The organism is Streptomyces sp. NPDC005141 (assembly GCF_053599975.1).
In genome coordinates this window covers 253,521-274,396 of record NZ_JBSFYW010000001.1, presented here as the reverse complement: position 1 = coordinate 274,396, position 20,876 = coordinate 253,521, and the positions used below count along the sequence as shown (strand labels likewise).

General features: G+C 72.3%; 17 protein-coding genes. 10 read left to right on the top strand and 7 right to left on the bottom strand.

The window, feature by feature from the left end; genetic code table 11:
- The first annotated feature begins 110 nt into the window (after nt 1-110).
- A complete protein-coding gene (hflX, locus tag ACWD68_RS01110; protein ID WP_451804317.1) occupies nt 111-1,607 on the top strand; it encodes a GTPase HflX in 1,497 nt (498 codons plus the stop codon).
- A gap of 174 nt (nt 1,608-1,781) precedes the next feature.
- Here hflX and ACWD68_RS01105 read toward each other — a convergent pair whose 3' ends face one another.
- On the bottom strand, nt 1,782-2,966 hold the full coding sequence (locus ACWD68_RS01105) for a trypsin-like serine peptidase (protein ID WP_451804315.1): 1,185 nt from the start codon (nt 2,964-2,966) through the stop codon (nt 1,782-1,784).
- Nucleotides 2,967-3,152: 186 nt separating this feature from the next.
- Nucleotides 3,153-4,382 carry a trypsin-like serine peptidase gene (locus ACWD68_RS01100; protein ID WP_451804313.1) on the bottom strand — a complete coding sequence of 410 codons (1,230 nt, stop codon included), beginning with the start codon at nt 4,380-4,382 and terminating at the stop codon, nt 3,153-3,155.
- Between the two features lie 325 nt (nt 4,383-4,707).
- On the opposite strand from ACWD68_RS01100, the gene ACWD68_RS01095 reads away from it, so the two are divergent.
- Complete coding sequence (locus ACWD68_RS01095) at nt 4,708-7,611, top strand: AfsR/SARP family transcriptional regulator (RefSeq protein ID WP_451804311.1); 2,904 nt, start codon at nt 4,708-4,710, stop codon at nt 7,609-7,611.
- Between the two features lie 114 nt (nt 7,612-7,725).
- Here ACWD68_RS01095 and ACWD68_RS01090 read toward each other — a convergent pair whose 3' ends face one another.
- From ACWD68_RS01090 to ACWD68_RS01080, 3 genes are all read right to left on the bottom strand, one after another.
- Nucleotides 7,726-8,292: a sigma-70 family RNA polymerase sigma factor gene (locus ACWD68_RS01090; protein ID WP_451804309.1), complete on the bottom strand. Its 567-nt coding sequence runs from the start codon at nt 8,290-8,292 to the stop codon at nt 7,726-7,728.
- Between the two features lie 246 nt (nt 8,293-8,538).
- Nucleotides 8,539-9,615: a hypothetical protein gene (locus ACWD68_RS01085; RefSeq protein WP_451804307.1), complete on the bottom strand. Its 1,077-nt coding sequence runs from the start codon at nt 9,613-9,615 to the stop codon at nt 8,539-8,541.
- Nucleotides 9,616-9,626: 11 nt separating this feature from the next.
- The gene (locus ACWD68_RS01080) at nt 9,627-10,478 is read right to left on the bottom strand and encodes a lytic transglycosylase domain-containing protein (protein WP_451804305.1); all 852 of its coding nucleotides are present in this window, start codon (nt 10,476-10,478) and stop codon (nt 9,627-9,629) included.
- A 282-nt stretch (nt 10,479-10,760) separates the two neighbouring features.
- Here ACWD68_RS01080 and ACWD68_RS01075 point away from each other — a divergent pair, with 282 nt between their 5' ends.
- The 8 genes from ACWD68_RS01075 (at nt 10,761) to ACWD68_RS01040 (ending at nt 19,336) form a co-directional block, all read left to right on the top strand.
- Nucleotides 10,761-11,306 carry a DUF6668 family protein gene (locus ACWD68_RS01075; protein ID WP_451804303.1) on the top strand — a complete coding sequence of 182 codons (546 nt, stop codon included), beginning with the start codon at nt 10,761-10,763 and terminating at the stop codon, nt 11,304-11,306.
- Nucleotides 11,303-11,590 (top strand): hypothetical protein, encoded by a 288-nt coding sequence (locus tag ACWD68_RS01070; protein WP_451804301.1) that lies wholly within the window; start codon nt 11,303-11,305, stop codon nt 11,588-11,590. The genes ACWD68_RS01075 and ACWD68_RS01070 overlap by 4 nt, the downstream gene beginning before the upstream one ends.
- Before the next feature lie 77 nt (nt 11,591-11,667).
- Nucleotides 11,668-11,955, top strand: a complete 288-nt coding sequence (locus tag ACWD68_RS01065) for a hypothetical protein (protein WP_451804299.1) — start codon at nt 11,668-11,670, stop codon at nt 11,953-11,955.
- A complete protein-coding gene (locus ACWD68_RS01060) occupies nt 11,952-12,725 on the top strand; it encodes a hypothetical protein (RefSeq protein WP_451804297.1) in 774 nt (257 codons plus the stop codon). The genes ACWD68_RS01065 and ACWD68_RS01060 overlap by 4 nt, the downstream gene beginning before the upstream one ends.
- 1 nt (nt 12,726) lies before the next feature.
- Complete coding sequence (locus ACWD68_RS01055) at nt 12,727-13,956, top strand: hypothetical protein (RefSeq protein WP_451804295.1); 1,230 nt, start codon at nt 12,727-12,729, stop codon at nt 13,954-13,956.
- A gap of 156 nt (nt 13,957-14,112) precedes the next feature.
- Nucleotides 14,113-15,606 carry an SCO6880 family protein gene (locus ACWD68_RS01050; protein WP_451804293.1) on the top strand — a complete coding sequence of 498 codons (1,494 nt, stop codon included), beginning with the start codon at nt 14,113-14,115 and terminating at the stop codon, nt 15,604-15,606.
- Nucleotides 15,607-15,944: 338 nt separating this feature from the next.
- Nucleotides 15,945-17,534 (top strand): ATP/GTP-binding protein, encoded by a 1,590-nt coding sequence (locus tag ACWD68_RS01045; protein WP_451804407.1) that lies wholly within the window; start codon nt 15,945-15,947, stop codon nt 17,532-17,534.
- On the top strand, nt 17,531-19,336 hold the full coding sequence (locus tag ACWD68_RS01040; protein WP_451804291.1) for a type IV secretory system conjugative DNA transfer family protein: 1,806 nt from the start codon (nt 17,531-17,533) through the stop codon (nt 19,334-19,336). The genes ACWD68_RS01045 and ACWD68_RS01040 overlap by 4 nt, the downstream gene beginning before the upstream one ends.
- Here ACWD68_RS01040 and ACWD68_RS01035 read toward each other — a convergent pair.
- Together ACWD68_RS01035 and ACWD68_RS01030 are read right to left on the bottom strand one after the other, a co-directional pair.
- A complete protein-coding gene (locus tag ACWD68_RS01035) occupies nt 19,245-20,444 on the bottom strand; it encodes a DUF418 domain-containing protein (protein ID WP_451804289.1) in 1,200 nt (399 codons plus the stop codon). The two genes, ACWD68_RS01040 and ACWD68_RS01035, sit on opposite strands and share 92 nt — an antisense overlap.
- Nucleotides 20,445-20,479: 35 nt before the next feature.
- Nucleotides 20,480-20,872, bottom strand: a complete 393-nt coding sequence (locus tag ACWD68_RS01030; protein ID WP_451804287.1) for a hypothetical protein — start codon at nt 20,870-20,872, stop codon at nt 20,480-20,482.
- Between the last annotated feature and the right edge of the window lie 4 nt (nt 20,873-20,876).

Sequence of the window (20,876 nt, the reverse complement as noted above, 5' to 3'; positions counted from 1 at the left end):
CGGAGGGTTGGCCCGGCCGGAACCGGGAATCTCCCGGTGGCCTCGGGCGTTGTTCCCTGTGACGGACGGCATTCGTCGGCCCGCGGCTCTCCCAGCTACGTAAGGATCCAATGACCTCCTCTTCTTCCCCTTCCCAGGACGCGCAGAATCCCGCGCAGAACTACCCCGAAGGTCTTCGGGCCGATGCCCTGATGGAAGAGGACGTCGCCTGGAGCCACGAGATCGACGGAGACCGGGACGGCGAGCAGTTCGACCGCTCCGAGCGCGCGGCGCTACGGCGTGTGGCGGGCCTCTCCACCGAACTCGAGGACGTCACCGAGGTCGAGTACCGACAGCTCCGCCTGGAGCGCGTCGTCCTCGTCGGTGTCTGGACCTCGGGGACCATTCAGGACGCGGACAATTCGCTGGCCGAGCTGGCCGCCCTCGCGGAGACCGCGGGAGCGCTCGTGCTCGACGGCGTCGTCCAGCGCCGCGACAAGCCCGACGCGGCCACGTACATCGGTTCCGGCAAGGCCAATGAGCTCCGGGACATCGTGATCGAGACCGGCGCCGACACCGTGATCTGTGACGGTGAGCTGAGCCCCGGCCAGCTGATCCACCTCGAAGACGTCGTCAAGGTCAAGGTCATCGACCGTACGGCCCTGATCCTCGACATCTTCGCCCAGCACGCCAAGTCCCGAGAGGGCAAGGCGCAGGTCGCGCTCGCGCAGATGCAGTACATGCTGCCGAGGCTGCGCGGCTGGGGTCAGTCGCTGTCCCGTCAGATGGGCGGCGGCAAGGGCGGCGGCCTCGCCACCCGTGGTCCCGGTGAGACCAAGATCGAGACGGACCGGCGCCGTATCCGCGAGAAGATGGCGAAGATGCGCCGGGAGATCGCGGACATGAAGACGGGCCGCGAGATCAAGCGCCAGGAGCGCCGCCGCAACAAGGTGCCCTCGGTCGCCATCGCCGGTTACACCAACGCCGGCAAGTCGTCCCTGCTCAACCGCCTCACGGGCGCGGGCGTTCTCGTCGAGAACTCCCTGTTCGCGACCCTCGACCCGACCGTGCGCCGGGCCGAGACCCCGAGCGGGCGGCTGTACACGCTGGTCGACACGGTCGGATTCGTCCGCCACCTGCCGCACCACCTGGTCGAGGCGTTCCGCTCCACGATGGAGGAGGTCGGCGACTCCGACCTGATCCTGCACGTGGTGGACGGTTCGCACCCGGCTCCGGAGGAGCAGCTGGCCGCGGTGCGCGAGGTCATCCGTGACGTCGGCGCGACCAAGGTGCCCGAGATCGTCGTGATCAACAAGGCGGACGCGGCGGACCCGCTCGTGCTCCAGCGGCTGATGCGGAACGAGAAGCGTTCCATCGCGGTCTCGGCCCGTACCGGCCAGGGCATGGACGAGTTGCTCGCACTGATCGACAACGAGCTGCCGCGTCCCAAGGTCGAGATCGAGGCGCTCGTTCCGTACACGCACGGCCAGCTGGTCGCCCGCGCCCACACCGAGGGCGAGGTGATCTCCGAGGAGCACACCCCGGAGGGCACGCTGCTCAAGCTGCGGGTCCACGAGGAGCTGGCGGCGGACCTCGCCCCGTACGTCGCGGCGCCCGCGCTCCGGTAGGAGCATCCGCTCGGCACCTGCATCCGCTCCGGATGTCCGAAGGCCCGCCCCCTGTCGAGGGGGCGGGCCTTCGCCGTGACCGCGCGCCCGTGACCGCGCGCCCCGTGTCCGTGGGCGCGTGTCCGTGGACGGGGCGCCCGTGACATGGGCGCCTGTCCGTGCGGGTGCGGGTGCCTACCGGCCGCCGTACTCCTTGCTCATCCGCTCGTAGAGCGCCTGGGCGCCCTTGCCCAGCTGCGGTCCCGCCAGCCAGGTGTTGCCGGCCGGGCCGATCGAGGTGTTCGAGACGAGCTCGGTCCTGCCGTCGGCGACCCGGAACCAGCCTCCGCCGGACGAACCGCCGGTCATGGTGCAGCCGATGCGGTACATCGTGGGCAGGGCCGGGTCCAGCGAGAGGCGGCCGGGCCTGTCGACACACTTGAACATGGCGAGGCCGTTGTACGGCGGCGCGGCCGGGTAGCCCCAGGCGCCCATCGCGGTGACGTCCTGGGCGGACGGCGCGGAGAAGTCCACGTCCAGCGCGTTGCCGACGGTCTCCTCGAGGGACTTGGTGCCCTGCTCCGGCTTCACGTGCAGCACGGCGTAGTCGTACGGGGCGCCCGCCCCGCCCGTCTCGTCGCCGCCCGAGATCCACTCGTCGGAGGTCGAGGCCCAGTCCGCCCACCACTGGCCGTACGGTGCGATCTCCGAGGCCGTGGCGCTGCCGAGCTGCGCCTCGGACCTGCCCCGGTCGTTGTAGGACGGCACGAAGGCGATGTTGCGGTACCAGCCGCCACCGCCACCGGCGTGCACGCAGTGGCCCGCGGTCCACACGAGGTTGGACTTGCCGGGGTGGTTCACGTCCTTGACGACCGTGCCCGAGCAGACCATCGAGCCCTCGGGGGAGTCGAAGAAGACCTTGCCGACCGGCGCGGCGTGCTCGTGGTACGGGGTCTTCTCGGCCTTGGCGTCGACGGGCTCCGGCTCCGGATCACTGACGCCCTGGTCGGCCGCCGCGTCCTTGGCGGAGATCGTCTTGCCCGGGTCCTCGGCGGACTTCATCCGCTCGGGTTTCCACAGCCCGTCGATCACCGGGTTGACGAAGTCCTCGGCCTCGCTGAGCCACTTGTCCTTGTCCCAGTTCTTCCAGGCGCCGTTCTTCCACTTGTCGACGTCGATGCCGTGCTCTTTGAGCTTGTCCTTGATGCCGTCCGGGATCTCGATCTTGTCGTCGCCGCTCCCGGATCCCCGCGACGCGGAGGCCGTGGACCCGCCGCCCGCCTTGTCGTCACCGGAGTCGCAGGCGGTCGCGGTGAGTGCCAGGGCGGCCACGAGGCCGGTGGCGGCGAGGACCGCGGGACGCCGTCTTGAGGAACGCATGGTGGTGTAACCCCCGTTGAAGCTCAGTGGCTGTGCTTGTCGGGTGTGGGGCGGCTCTGCGGGGATCCCGCCCGGACGCGGCACCCCACTCTGCCCGCCCGGCCGAGGACGAACGGCGGTGGACCGGTGACGCTGTGCGCGAACCGTCCCACCGCCGTCCGTCCGAACCCTGTTACGTCGTCGGCGTCACCGCTTGGCGAACTTCCCGCTCACCGAGTCGTACACGCCCTTGGCCACATCGCCCAGCCGCGGACCCGCCAGCCAGCCGAACTTGACCGGGCCGATCGAGGTGTTGGACACCAGCGCCGGCTTGCCGTCCGAACCCGCGGCCACCCAGCCGCCGCCCGAGGAACCGCCGGTCATGGTGCAGCCGATGCGGTACATCGTCGGGTCGGCCTGCGCGACCGACAGCCGTCCCGGCTTGTCCGTGCACTGGTACAGCTTCTGGCCGTCGAACGGCGCCGCGGCCGGGTAGCCGGTCGCCGTGATGCTCGAGACCTTGGGCACGGCCGGGGCGTTGAAGTTCACCGGCAGCGCCGAACCCACCGTCTCCTCGAGCGACTTGCCGTCGCTGCCCTTCTCCGGCGTCACATGCAGCACGGCGAAGTCGTACGAGGCACCCTGGCCGCCCGTGGTGCCGCCCTGCTCGATCCACTGGTCCGAGGTCTGCGCCCAGTCGCTCCACCAGACGCCGTACGGAGCGACCTCCTGCCGCGGGGCGCTCTCCATCTGCGCCGCCGTCTTGCCGGAGTCGTTGTACGAGGGCACGAAGGCGATGTTGCGGAACCAGCCGCCCTTCTTGCCGGCGTGCACGCAGTGGCCCGCGGTCCACACCAGGTTGGACTTGCCCGGGTGCGCCGGGTCCTCGACCACCGTCGCCGAGCAGACCATCGTGCCCTCGGGGGAGTCGAAGAACACCTTGCCCGCCTCGGGCACGTTGGCGTGGTAGGCCGTCTTCACGGCCTGCGCCGTCACCGGGGCCGGCTCCGGGTCGGTGACGCCCTGGTCACCGGTGAGGTCGGCGTCGTCGACACCCTTGTTCTTGTCCGGGTCGTCGGCGCCGCGCATCCGGTCCGGGTCCCAGAGGTCCTTGATGATCGGGTTGATGAAGTCGTCGGCCTCGCGCAGCCAGTCGTCCTTGTCCCAGTTCTTCCAGGCGCCGTTCTTCCACTTGTCGACGTCGATGCCGTGCTCTTTGAGCTTGTTCTTGATGTCGTCCGGGATCTGGATCTTTCCGTCGCCGCCCTGGGACGCGGAGGCGCTCGCCTGTCCGCTCGCCTTGTCCTCGCCCGAGTTGCAGGCGGTGGCGGTCAGCGTCAGGGCCACGGTCAGGCCGACGGCGGTCAGGACGGGGGACGTTCTGCGGCGCGCGCTCCTGCCTCGACGAGCGGCGAAGGGCGGGCGTATGGATCGCATGGTGTAACTCCCCCTGAGCGTATGGGAACTGTGTGGCGCGTATGCGGGTGCCGAGCGGTTCGTTCGGTAGGACCGAACGGCACCAAAGACTATGCGGTCGCTGTGGGGGACGTCCGACGGAACGGCAACGGTTCAGCTACGGGGGGCCGCTCGGGCAACCCGCCGGGACCTCCCTCCTGCGATGGCGGATCCGGCACGCGCCCGGTGTTCGGGGGCCGGATTTCCGGAGCGTAACGACCTCGAGAACTCCTGGCCGGAAGCGGATGTTCGAGCAGGCGTTCGCCCAAGGTGGCCGTTACTGTCCGAGCCCGTGGAGGAAAGTGGAATGGATTCCGTCCGGTTCATGGTGCTCGGCCCCCTGCGTGCCCGGCGGGGCACCGTGGAACTGGCGCTCGGCTCCCCCCAGCAGCGTGCCGTGCTCGCGATGCTGCTGCTGCGCCGGGGACAGACGGTCGGCACGGCCGATCTCGTCGACGGGATCTGGGGCACGCGGCCACCGGCGGGCGCCGTCGCGGTGGTCCGCACGTACATCTCCCGCCTGCGCAGACTGCTCGAACCCGAGCGGGCGCCGGGGCAGCCGCCCGGGCTCCTGGTGTCCGTCGGGGACGGATACACCCTGCGGACCGACACGGTCACCAGCGACCTGGCCGACTTGGAGGAGGCCGTCGCGCAGGCCGACAGCCGCCGGACCGCGGACGACCGGCACGCGGCCGTCCGCCGGCTGCGCACCGTACTGGCTGCCGGCGGCGGCACGGCACTCGCGGGGGTACCCGGCCCCTTCGCCGAAGCCGCGCGGGTGAGCCTGACCGAACGGCTCCTGAGCGCCTCGGAGTCGGCGCTGCGCATGGAGCTGGAGCTGGGACGGCACGAGGCGGCGGTACCCGAGTTGCTGGCGCTGCGCGACGCCCATCCACTGCGCGAGGCCGTGAGCGAGCTGCTACTGATCGCTCTGTTCCGGTGCGGGCGACAGGCCGAGGCGCTGGAGGTCTACGCGAGGACACGCCGCACTCTCGTCGACGAACTGGGCATCGAACCGGGCCCGTCCCTGCGTGCCGTACACGCACGGCTGATGGCCGGCGACCCCGCGCTCGCTCAGCCGACACCACCCGCGCGGACAGGCGGCGCCCCTGCCCCGGACAGTTCCGGCGCCGCGCCCCGCCCGGAACCGGACGAGCCCGCCCCACACCGCCCCCCAGGCACCGTGCGCCCCTCGCAACTCCCCGCCGACCTGGCCCTTTTCACCGGACGCCGTGCCGAACTCGACCACACCGCCGCCCTGCTGCCGGACGGCGACGGCCCGCCCGGGGCCCCTGTCATCGGCGTCGTCGACGGCATGGCCGGAACCGGCAAGACGACCCTCGCCGTGCACTGGGCCCACCGGATCGCCCACCGCTTCCCCGACGGCAGCCTCTACGTCAACCTGCGCGGCTACGACCCGGGCGGCTCCCGTATGGATCCCGCCGACGCGATCGAGATGTTCCTCGTGGCCCTCGGCGTCGCCCCGCAGACGGTGCCCGAGGGGCTCGACGCACAGGCAGCCCTCTACCGCAGCGTCCTCGCCGGCCGGCGCGTCCTGATCGTGCTGGACAACGCCCGTGACACCGAGCAGGTACGGCCGCTGCTTCCCGGAACGCCCGGCAGTCTCGTCATCGTCACCAGCCGCCGCCGGCTCAGCGGCCTGGTCGCCGGACACGGCGCGCATCCGCTCACCTTGGGCCTGCTGACCGCGGAAGAGTCCCTGGAACTGCTGACCCGGCGGCTGGGCGGCGCCCGCGTCGGCGCCGAACCGGAGGCCGCGGGCGCCATCGTGGACCTCTGCGCCCGGCTGCCGCTGGCGCTGGCCATCGTGGCCGCGCGCGCCGCCCACCATCCCGGCTTCCGGCTCGCCGACATCGCCGAGGAACTCCGGGACGACCGCGGCGGCCTCGACGCGTTCGTCGTCGGCGGCGACGCGGGCACCGACGCCCGCGCCGTCTTCTCCTGGTCCTACCACGCCCTGTCGCCCGACGCGGCCGGACTCTTCCGCTTCCTCGCCCTGCACCCCGGCCCCGACATCAGCACCGCCGTGGCCACCGCGCTGGCGGGCGAACCCCCGCGCCGGGTGCGCGCCCTGCTGACCGAACTCACCGGAGCCAGTCTGCTCATCGAACGCCTCCCCGGCCGGTTCGTCTTCCACGACCTGCTGCGCGCCTACGCCAGTGAACTCGGCACGACGCAGGACAGCGCCGGAGACCGTGACGCGGCACTGCTGAGGATGCACGACCACTACCTCCACACCGCCCACCACGCCTCCGCCGTCCTCGGCCCGTTCCGGGAGACCATTCCCCTGGCACCGAGCACAACGGGCAGCGGACCGCTGCGGTTCAACGACAACAAGCAGGCGACCGCCTGGCTGCGCACCGAACGCCACGTCCTGCGCTCGATCGTCGAGCACGCGGCCGATCACGGCCGCCACGACCACGCCTGGCGCACCGCCTACGCCCTGGACCTGTACTTCGACCGCCTCGGCTTCGGACACGACCTCATGGAGATCAACAAGGCCGCGCTGCGTGCCGCACAGGCCCTCGGCAACCCCGCCGGCCAGGCGCACGCCCTGCGCGGTCTGGGCTTCGGCCACACCCGCTCAGGGCACGAGGACGAGGCGTTACGACTCCTCGGCAGCGCCCTGGAACTGTTCCGAGAGGCCGGCGACGCCTTCGGCCAGGCCCGCACCCACCGTTGCCTCGCCTTCCAGGCCAACAGGTCGGGCCGCCACGACGACGCGCTCGACCACTACGCGCAGGCCACCGCGTCGTACCGGTCCCTCGACCACGGCAGCGGCGAGGCCAGCGTCCTGAACGAGGTCGGCTGGACGTACATCCTGATCGGCGACGCCGCGAGCGCGCTGGTGCACTGCGAGAAGGCCGTCGCGCTCCAGCAGAAGGTCGGCGACCCGAACGGCGAGGCGTCGGCGCAGGACAGCGTGGGCTGCGCACACCACCAGCTCGGCCAGTACGCCGCGGCCGTCGAGCGGTTCGAGCGGGCGGTGGAGCTGTACCGGGAGATCGGCAACGGCTACCTGGAGGCCGACACGCTGCGCCACCTCGGGGACGCACACCGCGCCGCCCACGACGACGCGTCGGCCCGCGCGGCCTGGGCCGCGGCGCTCGCCCTGCTGGAAGAGGGCGGCCACGCGGAGGCTGACGAGGTGCGAAGGGCGCTGCGCGAGCTGAACTCCCCCGCGCCATAAGTCGGTTCGGACGAACGGGAGGCGCGATCGGAACAGGCGCGATCGGAACAGGCGCGATCGGAACAGGCGTGAACGGAACCGGCGTGAACGGAACCGGCGTGACACGGAACGGGATCAGTGGTCCGCCGGGTGCTCCGTCACGCCGCCCCTCTCCTGCAAGGCCAGTTTCAGGCTGCGCAGGGCATAGTACACGCGGGACTTGACGGTGCCGCGCGGGATCCCCAGGTCGTCCGCCGCCTGCTGGGTGGTGCGGTCCGCGAAGAACGTCGCCCGAAGCACCTCACGGTGCGCGGGTGTCAGCGCCTGGAGGGCGTCGTGCAACACCATGGAGGACAGCATCCGTTCGATGTCGTCCACCTCGGCGCACATGTCGCTCAGCCAGCCGGTGCCGCTGAACTCCAGCGGGCGCGCCTTCCGCGTCCGGTGCGTGTCGATGACGAGATTGCGGGCGACGCGGAACATCCAGGGGCGTACGGCCATCCCCTCGTCGTCGGTCAGGTTCTGCTTGTTCCAGCAGCGCAGCAGCGTCTCCTGGATGACGTCCTCCGCGCGGTGCGTGTCCCCGTCCAGCATGCGCAGCACGTACGAGTAGAGGGCCGGACCGTGTTCCAGGTAGAGGTCGCGCAGCGCCCGTTCCTCGGGGGAGACCGCGATCGCCGATTCGATGGCTGTCACGTTCATGGATGTCGCTCCTGATCCTCGGGTCGGCAGGCCCGGCCGGTCACGGACCGGAACCGGGCCTTCAGAGGAACGGAGTGTTCCGAGGCGGGGTCCACGTTCGTTTGACGCCGGTTGTACGAGGCGATGGACGCGCTGGTCAGGGGCGGTGCGCGGGGGATGCGCGGGGTGATGTGCGGACCGGTTCGCGGACGCTGCGAGGTGGCTGCGAGGTGGTGCGCCGAGGCTGCGCGGCTGTGCGCGCGGGGTTCAGACGTAGGCCCCTTCCAGCTCCTCAACCTGCCTGCTGACCTGCCGGGCGAGTGTCGCGTGGCCGGGCGGCAGGGGACCGCGACGGGCCAGCATGGCCCACATGTGCAGCAGTTCGCGTCCGTGGGCGAGGAGGGCCTGGTCGTCGTCGAGCTGCCGCCAGGCCGCCGCCGCCCGCGCCACCTCCGCCGGTCCCCGTCCGTCCTCGGTCCTGCACCGGATCCGGGCCACGGCCAGGGCCAGCACGATGGCCTCGCGATGATCGCCGCACAGATGCGCGAGGTACGCCTCCACCGCCCGCGCCTCCACGGCGTGCGGATGCTCGGCGCCCAGCGAGCCGGTCAGGCTCTCGCGCAGGGCGGTCGCGTCCGCGTACGCCTCGTCGAGTCGGCCGACGGCCGCCAACGCGTTGATACGGAGGATCTGTTGGGCAACTTCGGCGGGGAGGTCGATGGTGGCCACCGGGGCCGGGGCCGGGGCCGGGACTGGAGCTGGGGGCGAAGTCGGCGCCGAGGCCGGGGCAGTGGCCCGGTCAGCGCCTGTGGCCCGCGCGCGGGCACGGGCGACCGCAGTGGCGACGGCGGACGCGGTGCCGGAGGCGGGAGCGGAGTCGATGACGTAGGTGGCGGAGGCGGAAACGGGGGCAGTGGCTGGGGGAGCGGCAGCCGGGGTGACGGCATCCGCTGGGGAAGCGGAGGAGCGAGTGGTGGGTGAGGCGGAGGCAGGGGGAGCGGCTGGGGGAGTGGCGGAGGGGGCCGTCCGTCGTTCCGGGGCCGGTGCTTCCGGTGCTTCCGGTGCTTCCGGTGCTTCCGGTGCTTCCGGTGCTTCCGGTGCTTCCGGTGCTTCCGGGGGTGCGAGGACGCGGCTGGAACCGTCCGGCGACACCTGAAGGACGAAGTGGGTGGCACCGGGGCCGTCGTTCACGGTCGCCTCGACAGCGGCGTCGCGTTCCTGCGCGTACCGCTGCAGCCGGTCGAGCACGGCCTCGTGCACGGACTGGCCCGGCGCGGCGACAAGGGGGTGGCCGTCGATCTCGGCGAATCCTTCGCCGGAGACGCGCACCTCGAAGTGGTCCATGGCTGTTCTCCTCATGCTGCGGGCGTGGCGGAGCCGGCGGCTCCGGCGGCGACCGGATCCGTGGGGTCGGGGGTGACGCCGGGGGTGGCGCCCGAGGGCGGGGCGCCGATGCCCTGGTACTTGGCGAACTGGGCGCGGACGGCGAGGACATAGCCCTGGGCCTCGTTGGTCCGCGGCACCCCCTTGGCCGCGCGGACGGCGTCCATGCCGACGTCGTAGCCGGCCAGGGCGAGGTCCAGAACGCTGTTGGTGGTCCCGTCGTCGCTCGTCTCCGGGATCTCGCCGTTGTCGATCATCGTCTGGGCCTGACCGGCCAGATCACACATGTAGCGGCCCTGCGCCATGATCGAGTCCGCCGCGTCCAGGGCGGAGACCTTGTCGTTGTCGTCGTCGTCCTTGCCGTACTGCTTGAAGATCTCGGGCGGCAGCTGTGAGACGCCCTGCTCGCCGTTCGGGCCGACCAGGGACGCGTTGAAGCCGGACTCCTTCTCGACCTGGGACGCGAGGACGATCGGACCGACGGCGTCACAGAGGGCGCCGGCCTTCTGGAGGGGGTCCACCAGGTCTTCGGGGACCGTGGAGGTGTCGAGCTCGCCCTTGCCGTCCCCCTGGAGGATGGCCAGCATCCGGTCCGCGGTGTCCTGGTTCGAGCCGTCGTCCCCTCCCCCTCCGTGAAAGAGCAGGATCAGCGCGATGAGGGGGGCCAGCAGGACCCCGAACCCGCCGACGACGATCACGACGACCACCGTGCCGACCAGGGCGAGCGGTGACAGCAGACAGCCGCAGCCGGTGCCCGCGACGATGGTGTTCCTGACGGCGTTCGACGAGCCGTCCGCTCCGCTCTCTCCCGTACCTGGGCCCATGGGCGTTCGCCTTCTTCCCCTCACCTTGAACCGCTCTGGCCACACGGCCCGTTGTGCTGTCCGACGGGCTCGACAGATCCAAACGGGCCCTGGAGCAAATAAGTTCAAACCAGTGGAAACCAGATGAACCACAGCAGCGGAAGCGCGAGTGAAGAGGGGGGCGGGGCACACATGGGCACTCCTTCGGCAATGCCGTCGGGTCCGCAGTCATGGGTACGGGGACCCAAGGAGCCACAGCCGACTCCCGCGGAAACGCGGCCCGTCGCACCGCAGCAGGCCCCGGTGCGCCGCGCCGGCTCCTCCGCGGCTCCCGCGCGCCGCGCCGCCCCGGCTTCCGCCGCCGAAGCGCCGTGGAACCGGTCGAAGGGGCCGGGTGCCGCGCGGGGGAGGTCGCGCGACGAGGTCGGGTGGGTCAAGGCGCACGGCGGGTCCGGTGCGACCTCGCTGGCCGAGACCCTCGGCGGCGTCGACGTGGGCGCCCGCTGGCCCGAGCCCGCCCGGGGAGAGCCGCGCCGGATCGTGCTGGTCGGCAGGACCAGCGCGGCCGGACTGCGTTCCGTCTCCCAGGCGTTGGGCGCGCTCGACGAGGGGAACGCCCCGCAGGGGCTCGAGCTGCTGGCCGTGGTGCTCGTCGCCGACGCCCCCGGACGGCTGCCGCTCAGCCTGCTGCGGCGCATCCGGATACTGCGCTCCGTCGCCCGTGTGCACCGCGTGCCGTGGATACCGGCCTGGCGTACGGGCGGCCGCCCGAAGTCCCTGCCCAGGCAACTCGTCACGCTCGCCGGGCTGGTGGGGAGCGAGCTCCACGACGAGGGGGCCGCGACATGACCCAACTCCTGTCCGGCGCCCGGTTCCTGGCCGCCGACGCCTATTCCCCGCCCGTGGGTGCCGACACGATCCTCGGCATCCTCGCCTGGTGTGCCTCGGCCGCGGGCGTCGCCGGACTGATCGTCGTCGGCATCCAGATGGCGCTCCAGTTGCGCCGTGGCGACCCGGGCGAGGGCGGCGAGCACTTCCGCGGCGTCTTCTTCGTCACCCTCGGCTGCCTGGTCGCCACGACGGCCGGTCCGCTCGTCGCGGCCCTCGGCGCACTGTCGCTCCTCGGCCCGTAGTCCAACTCGCCTTCCAGCACAGCCAGACACCCTCTCGCCCACCGCTCGCGCCGGGCGCCGATTCCTCGGAGATCCCCATGTCCTCACTGCTGTACGAAGCCTCCACCGTGCTCGCCGCCGGCGTTCCCCAGCCGGTGAGCAACGCCCCCGGCGAGCTCACCTCCAAGGTCAACACGGTCCTCGGCATAGCCGCCTGGGCCGGTACCGCCGCCGGTGTCGCCGGGGTGCTGATCACCGGCGCGATGATGGCCGTCTCCGTCAAGCGGGGCGAGAGTTCGGAGCACATGAGCCGTCTCGGCATGGTGCTCGGCGGCTGTGTCCTGGTGGCCACCGCGGGCCCGCTGATCAGCTTCGTCTTCGCGTGAGCCGACGGGCGGCCGAGATGTTGAAGCGCAGGGAGCGACGGGCCGAGGAGTCCGGGCCGTACTGGAGGCAGCGCAGCTGGCAGCTGTCGGCGGGGTTCCTCGGCATCGTGCTCGTCCTGGGCGGGATCGTCGCGCTGACGTCCGACCCCGACACCAACGGGGATCGCGTGAACGCCGCGGCGTCCGACGGCCCGCTGTCCGGAGACCCGGTCATGAAGGACGGCCGGCCCGAGGGGTGCCGTACGGACGACAGCGCGGTCGAAAGGCCGGTCAAGACCGCGCCCAAGGACGTCAGTTGGCGCACTCTCGGCGTGGCGCGCGTGCCCGTCTCCGAGGCGGCCGGACCCACCCGGATGGAGGGCGGCCTGTGGTGGTGCTTCGCGCACACGCCCGACGGCGCCGCGCTGGCCGCCCACATCATCCCCTCCCAGATGAGCGGATCCCACTGGCGCGCCATCACCAAGCAGCAGGTCGTCGCGGGGAGGGGACGCGAGATGTTCGTGTTCCAGCGGTCCACCGTCCAGGACACCGACAGCCGCAGCGGTGGCACGTCCGTCGCCTCGTACGCCGGTTTCTCCGTGCCCTCCTACACGAGCCGCGAGGCGACGGTGCGGCTGCTCATCAAGAGCGACCAGGGCTACGCGTCGACCGCCATCGTCCTGCGCTGGAGCGGCGGCGACTGGAAGGTGCTGCCCGACGACAACGGTTCCCTGCACTCGCCGGTGTCGGTCGTCCAGAGCACCGACAGTTTCACTCTTTGGGGGGTGTGACATGGACTGCCCGTCCGGCAATCCGGTCATCGACCTGGTGAAGGGGTTCTTCAGCTTTCTCGGCGACCCCATCGGCACCATCATCGGCCTGGTCGCGAAGACCATCCTCGCGGGCGCGGTCGCGGTGTTCGCGGCGCTGACCACGAGTGTCCCGACCCTGACGGGGACGGACACGTCGAAGGAGATCGGCGGCCAGACGCAGTGGATCGTGGTCTACCTCGCGGTCGGCTCGCTGCTCTTCGCCTCCGCCCGGATGGCCATCGAGCGGAAGGGCGACGCGGGCCGCACCGCACTGAAGGGCATCCTCCGCGTCGTCCTCGTCTCGGGCGCGGCCACCACCGTCGTCACGGCGGCCGCCGCCGTCTCGGACGACTACTCCAACCACCTGTTCAACGCGGGCGTGCAGCAACAGCTGAACAATGTCGGCGCCTGCTCGAACGGCGACGGGATCCAGAACTTCCTGCTGCTGGTCCTCGCCTTCCTGCTGCTGATCGCCGGGATCATCCACACGATCCTGATGTACATCCGGCTCGGCGTCATGATCCTGCTGCTGGGCACCCTGCCGATGGCCGCCGCCGCCTCCATGACCGACTGGGGCGCCGGCTGGTGGCGCAAGCACATCGGCTGGATGATCGCCTGGCTGCTCTACAAACCCGCGGTCGGTCTCGTGCTCTACGCGGGCTCGGTGATGATCACCTCGGGCTCGGACGGCGAGTACGGCGGCAACTCCGTCAACGAACGCATCGCCGGTATCGGCGTGATGCTGCTGTCCGCCGTCGCGCTGCCCGCGCTCCTGAAGCTCATCGTGCCCGCCACCGCAGCCCTCGGCACGGGCAACGGCATGGCCGCCGCGGGGCAGGCGACGAGCAGTCTGGCGACCGGCGCGGTCCAGCTCGGCGGACGCGGCGGCAGTTCCGGCGGACAGCTGGGTCCGAGCGGCGCCTCCGGAGCCTCGGGAGCCACCGGTTCCGGCGGTTCCGGCGGCTCGTCCGGTTCGGGCGGGGAAGCGGGCGCCACCGGTTCGGGCGGCGCGAACGGCGCGGCCGCGAACGCGGGACGTGCCGGCGCCGCGGGTGCCGGAGCGGGCGGTGGCGCGTCGGGAGCGGCGGCCGCGGCCGGAGGCCCGGCCGGTGTCGCCGTCCTCGCGGCGGTGTCCGCGGCCCAGGCCGCCCAGCAGACCGTCTCCGGCGCCGTCGACGGCGCCGACGGCGAGCTGGGCCACAACAAGTGATCCCAGCGGAAGCGGCGACACCAGGGCCGTACGCCCGTACGACCCGTCCTCGCCCTCCCCGATGAACGGCCGCCGGGCTCCCGCCCCCCGGGAGCCCGGCGGTCTTCGCACCGCCCCGCCGCACCCCCACTCACTTCACGAAGGGAATCCGGACTCATGTCCACGGAAGCCGTCACCCATCCGACCTACGGGAACTGGCGCAGGCCGAGGCGGCCGGGGCTCGGACCGCTCGGGCTCCTCGGCACCTTCGGGGCCTTCGGCGGACTCATCGTCACCCTGCTGGCGTCGCTGATCTCGCTGTACGCCGCGCTGGTCGTGTTCGTCCCGGTCGTCGTGTTCCTGGTGCCGCTCGCCGTCCGCACCCAGGACGGACGCAACGTCTACCAGCTGATCACCCTGCGGATCGGGTGGTGGCGCCGGAAGGCGAAGGGCGCGCACCTCTACGTCTCCGGTCCGCTGTCGGCCAGGCCCGGAGGCCGCTTCCGGCCGCCGGGCCTGCTCAACAAGGTCACCGCGACCGAGGGCCGGGACGCCTACGAACGCCCCTTCGGCGTCCTGCACCACCCGGCCCGCAACCTGTACACGATCGTCCTCGGCTGCGACCCCGACGGCGGCTCGCTCATCGACCCGGACCAGGTCGACGTCTGGGTCGCGCTGTGGGGCGAGTGGCTGGCCCGGCTTTCGCACGAACCCGGGCTGCGCGGCGCCTCGGTGATCGTGGAGACCGCCCCCGACCCCGGCACCCGGCTCGCCCACGAGGTGCTGCCCCGCATCCACCCCGACGCGCCGCCCGCCGCCCGTGCCGTCATGGAGGAGGTCGTCGAGCGCTACCCGAGCGCCTCCTCCGAGATGCACACCTACGTCACCCTCACCTATGGCGTCCCGCCGGGCCAGCGACGCAAGAAGGACGACGTGATCACCGACCTCGCCATCCGCATCCCGGGCCTGCTCAGCGGGCTCGTCGCGGCCGGCGGCGGTGCGGCGTATCCGCTGTCGGCCGAGCGGATCGCCGAGGTCGTCCGCGTCGCCTACGACCCCGCCGTCGCCGCCGATGTCCTCAACGCCCGGGCCCAGCAGGGCGGAACGGGCCTGGAGTGGGACGACGCCGGCCCCGCCGCGGCCGTCGAGACGGTGAACAGCTACCAGCACGACTCCGGGGTGTCCCGGACCTGGCTGCTGACCCTGGCGCCGCGCGGCACCATTCGGTCCTCGGTGCTCCGGGGCATGCTGGAGGCGGCCCCCGGCACCCGGCGCAAGCGGGTCGCCCTGGTCTACCGGCCCATCGACCCGGCCACCTCGGCCCGGATCGTCGAGGCGGACCGGCGCAGCGCCCAGTTCATGGCGACGTCCGGCAAGGGCATGGTGCAGGCCCGAGCGGCCTCCGAGGTGAGGGCGGCGGAGCAGACCGCGGCGGAGGAGGCGTCCGGAGCCGGGCTCGTGGAGTTCTCGCTGATGCTGACGGTGACCGTCGACAGCATGGAGGAACTGGCCGACGCGAGCGTCACCGTACGGAACCTGACCGCGGCCTCCCGGGTGCTGATGCGGCCCGCGGACCGGATGCAGGCGGCCGCGTTCAGCTGCACCCTGCCCGCCGGAATCCTCCCGTGGGAGCAGACCCTCGTCCCGCACGAGCTTCAGGAGGCCTTGTGAGCCGGCGGCGCGAAGAGAAGCAGGCCGAGCGGGCCGACCGCCTGGCCGAGGAGCTGGCGTTCAACGCGCCCACTGTGCCGCGGTCCGGGCGTCGAAACTCCGGACAGCCCATGCGGACCGGAGAGTCCATGCCGACCGGGACCTCCGCGCAGTCCATGGAGACCGTGCGGTCCGGGAAGGAGGAGCTCCGGACCGGGACCTCCGCACGGAAGGAGCCCGCCGGGGAGAGCTCGGGCGCGCAGCGGAACGGCAAGCGGAAGACCGGCCCGGCCAGGCCCAGGGAGCTGTATGTCCCGCCCCGCGGCTGGAGCGGTGTGGGTGGTGGACGCGTCGGCTATATGGACCCACCCACCATGTGGCGGGCCACCACCGTGCAGGCCTGCGGCATGTGGCCGTTCGCGGCCGGCTCCGGCTCACCCATGACCGGAGTACCGCTCGGGCAGCACCTGTTCACCGGCGCCACGGTGTGCGGCGACCCTCTGAACTGGTTCACCCGGGCCCGTTACATCTCCAACCCGTCCCTGTTCATGCTCGGCATGCCGGGCCTGGGCAAGTCCACCCTCGTCAACCGGATGCTGATCGGGCTCGCCGCGACCGGCGTCGTCCCGCTGGTCCTCGGCGACCTCAAGCCCGACTACGCCGACACCGTCCGCGCGCTCGGCGGCCAGGTCATCTCGATCGGCCGCGGCCGGGGCGGCATCAACGTCCTCGACCCCGGCGCCATGGGCGCGGCCGCCGCGAAGATCGGCGGCGAGGCGGGCGAGGTCCTGAAGGCCGAGGCCCACGGCCGGGTACTGAACATGGTCGCCGCCCTCGTCACCATCGTGCGCGGCCGTCCCATGGACGACCACGAGCAGTCCGTGCTCTCCGCCGTCCTCCACCACCTGCGCGAACGCACCCCCACCGGCCGCGCCGTGCTGCTCCCCGACGTGCTGCGGGTACTCACCGAGGGCCCCTCCCGGGTACGCGCCGTCACGCTCGACCGGGGAGACGACACCCGCTACCGGGACGCCGTCGACCCACTGCACCGCTCCCTGCTCGGCATCCTCGACGGCCCGCTCGGCGACACCTTCGCGTCCGAGACGTCCACCCGGATCGACCCCGACGCGCCCGCCGTGTGCATCGACATCTCCGGCATCGGCGAGGCGGACACCCAGCTGACCGCCGCCGCGATGCTCGCCGCCTGGTCCGACGGGCTCGGCACGGTGGCCGCCTCGCACGCCCTCGCGGACGCCGGGCTCGCCCCCCGGCGGTGGTTCTTCACCGTGCTCGACGAGCTGTGGCGCCCGCTGCGCGCCGCCTCCGGGATCGTCGACCGCATCGACGCGCTCACCCGCCTCAACCGCTCGCTCGGCCTCGGCGACGCCAAGATCACCCACACCCTCAAGGACGCCGAGGCGCTGGGCACCGACGCCGACCGCGCCAAGGCCCGCGGATTCGTCGAACGGGCCGGGATGGTGGTGTGCGCCGGACTGCCGAAGACGGAGATGGAGGATCTCGGCAAGGTGGTCGGGCTGTCGCGGCGCGAGATCGAACTCGTGTCGTCCTGGTCCTCGCCGCCCGGCTGGGGCGTCAGCGGCGAGAACGAGGAGCCGCCCGGCCGCGGGCGCTTCCTCATCAAGGTCGGCGGCCGACCCGGCATCCCGATCAAGGTCGCCATCACCGACGCGGAGCGCCGTCTGCACAACACCAACACGCGGTGGACGCCCAACGATGAGGCCGTCGAACAGGCCGTGGCCCGCGCCGCCGAGCGGGTCGCACGGGTCGCCCAGGAAGGGCCTCTCGGATTCCCTGGTGCTCCAGGAGCCGCCGGCACCCCAGGAGTCCTTGGCGCGCCCGGAGTCCCTGGCGTTCCCGGAGCCCTTGGCGTTCCCGGAGTCCCTGGCGGTTCCGGCGCGGAGGCGGCGGCCGGGCGGTGGACGGCATGAGCGGCCCCCGCAGCGGCGGCGACCTGCACGACGCGCTGCCGTGGGCGGTCTTCGCCGTCGCCGCCACCGGCCTCCTGATGTTCACCGTCGCCTGGTCGGGCGGCACCCTCGGTGCCGGACTCTCCGGTCACGGCTGGGACGCCCCGCCCTTCGCCCTGTCCACCCTCACCCACCTGGCCACCGACGGCCCGGCCGCGCTGTGGCCCACCACTCCGGCCGCGGCCGTCTACGTGGGCATGCTCGGCCTGCTGGCGCTCATCACGCTCCCCGTCGCGGTCGCCGCGCGCCTCCTCATGGACCGCGCCGCCCGCCCCAAGGGCCTCGCCGGTCAGCGGGAACTCGCCGCCATGTGTCCCAAGGGCATCGAGGCCCGCGCCCGCGAACTGCGCCCGTCCCTGAGCGGCCGCGACCATTTGCACCCGGACGAGACCGGCAACCTTCTGGGCGATCTCGAACCCAAAGGCCCCGAACTGCGCAGCAGTTACGAGGACGTGGAACTCGACCTGATGGCGCCGCGCGCCGGAAAGTCGACCGGCATCGCCGTTCCCCGGGTGCTGCGGGCCCAGGGCGCCGTGCTGCTGACCTCCAACAAGTCCGACGTGTACGCCGTCACCCGCGCCGCCCGTGAAAGAGCGGGCACGGTCTGGACGTTCGACCCGCAGGGCATCGCCCACGCGCCGCGCGCCATGTGGTGGAACATCCTCGGCGAGTGCCACACCATCGAGGGGGCCCGCCGGATGGCCGGCCACTTCGTCGCGTCCGTCAACGACGACACCGCGAAGAAGGACTTCTGGATCTCGGCCGCGCAGAACACCCTCACCGCACTGTTCCTGGCCGCCGCCCGCGGCAGGGTCGCGCTGCACGAACTCCTCGGCTGGCTCGCCGATCCCGCCGACCGCACGCCGATCGACCTGCTCCGCGAGGTCGGACTCGTCGCGATGGCCGAGCAGTTGCAGGGCACGGTCCGGGGCGCGGTGGAGACACGCGACGGCATCTACGAGACCGCCCGGCAGACCGTCTCCTGCCTCCTCGACCCCGAGATCCTTGCCTGGGTCACGCCCGACCCCGAACTCCCCGAGTTCCGCCCCGACCTGCACGTCCTCGGCACCGACACCCTCTACCTCCTCTCCAAGGACGGCGGCGGCTCGGCGGCCGGCGTCATCGCGGGACTCGCCGACGCGACGATGCGGGCGGGCGTCGTCGCCGCCGAGCGCATGGGCGGCCGGCTCGACCCGCCCCTGACAGCGGTGCTCGACGAGGCCGCCAACGTGTGCCGCATCTCCGATCTCCCCGATCTCTACTCGCACTTCGGCTCTCGCGGCATCAACGTCGTGACCCTTCTCCAGAGTTACCGCCAGGGAGCCCGGGTGTGGGGCGAGGTCGGCATGGACGCGCTGTGGAGCGCGGCGACCGTCAAACTCCTCGGCGCGGGCCTGGACGACGCCGACTTCGTGCAGAAGATCTCCACCCTGGTCGGTCAGCACGACGTGCGCACGCCCAGCGTCTCGCGCGGCAGGGAGGGCACATCGCGCTCCTACTCCTACCGCCAGGAGGCCGTCCTGCCCCCCGACCGGATCCGCGCCCTCCCGAAGGGAACCGCTCTCCTCCTGGCGACCGGAGTCAGGCCCGCGCTGATCCGGCTGCGCCCCTGGTACAAGGAGCCCGGCGCGGGCGCCATCTCGGCGGCGGCGAAGGCGGAGACGGCGGCCATCACCGAACGGGCCGCACGGCGTCCGCTGCCCGGCGTGACCCTGCACAAGGCGAACTCGGTGGACGGGCACCGGGACACCGCCCCAGCGTGACCGCGCGCAGCAGCGACTCGACCGGGCCGTACCGGACACGCCTCATCAGCCAGGCGCCGAGGACGAGTTGGCCGGCGTACAGCGGCACGCACCCCGCCAGGACGACGATCGTGCCGGCCCGGTCGTAGAACCCGAATCCATACCCGGTGAACACGCAGGCGAGGACCAGCGACTGGGTGAGGTAGTGGCTGAGCGCCATGCGCCCGGCGGCGGCGAGCAGGTCGGCCGTCGCCGGGCGCACGACGTCGAGCAGCAGGAGCAGTCCGCAGGCGTACGACGCCGTGAGCGCGGGTGCGGTCAGCACCGCCACCGCGTGGCCGACCAGGAACCACCGGCTGTCCAGCGGCCAGTTCGCACAGCACGCGGTGACCACACCGCCGGCGAGCCCCACCGGGAGCCACCGTCCGAAGGTCCGCCGCAGCCACGGCCGGTCCCGCCCGCGCCGCTCCACCAGCCCGACCCGGGCCGCCGCGAGCCCCGCCAGGAACGCGGCCAGCATGTCGGGCGCGTACAGGAGATCCGTGCCGAGCGCGGACGGCAGGTCCCGCAGATGAGCCCCCAGCACCGACAGGGCTCCGCCGCGGTAGGCGGCGACGGTGTCGGCGACGTGGGGCGCGTACCCGGCGGGGGTGAGCGGTTCGGCGAGAGCGGCGGTCAGCAGCCCGTATCCGAACAGCAGAGCCGCCAACGCGAGGACCAGCCCGGCCGCGAGGCGCAGGGCGGTCCGCGGAGCGAGCCCGCGCAGGCCGTAGAGCACCAGGGCCAGGGCGGCGTACGTCATCAGGACGTCGCCGGGAAAGAGCAGCAGGGCATGCGCCGCGCCGATCCCGAACAGCCCTGCCGTACGCCGCAGATGGCGCGGAGCGAAGGCGGCACCCGCCCGCCGGGCGGAACGCTCCTGGAGCACGAAGCTGTAGCCGAACAGGAAGGAGAACAGCAGATAGAACTTGGTGGTGACCAGCGCCGTCACCGCCCAGGCCGCCGCCCGGTCGCCCGCCGAGGCATCCGGACCACCGCCGAACGCCGCGTAAGGCCCCGCCATCAACAGGCAGTTGACCAGCAGGATGCCGAACAGGGCGAACCCGCGCAGCACATCGAGTTCGCGCACGCGCCGGGGGCCCTCGAGCGTGCCCCCTCCCGGCCTCACGAGGTGATCACGACCCCGGTGCCGAAGGCCAGGGTCGACGACAGGAACCACCCGAACGCCGGCGCGAGCAGATGCCGCACCGTCCATACCCGGGCCGCGGCGGGCCGGTCGCGCACGAACACCACCGGCACGCTCCCGCCGACCGGCGGCAGCCCGTACAGCCGCCCGCACCTCCCCGGATCGAGGACGAGTCTGCGCCCGAGGTGGTCGGAGAACAGCACGAGCCCGCCGCCGCGCCGGTCGGCCGCCGCACGGGCCGTCACGACCCCCACCACGCGCAGTCCACGCACCCACAGCCGGACGGCGGCCGTCGTCGACCGTGCGGCGAGCAGCAGAAAGCCGAGGCCGAACCCCGTGCACAGCGCCAGCAACATCAACTCCGCGTCCATGCGA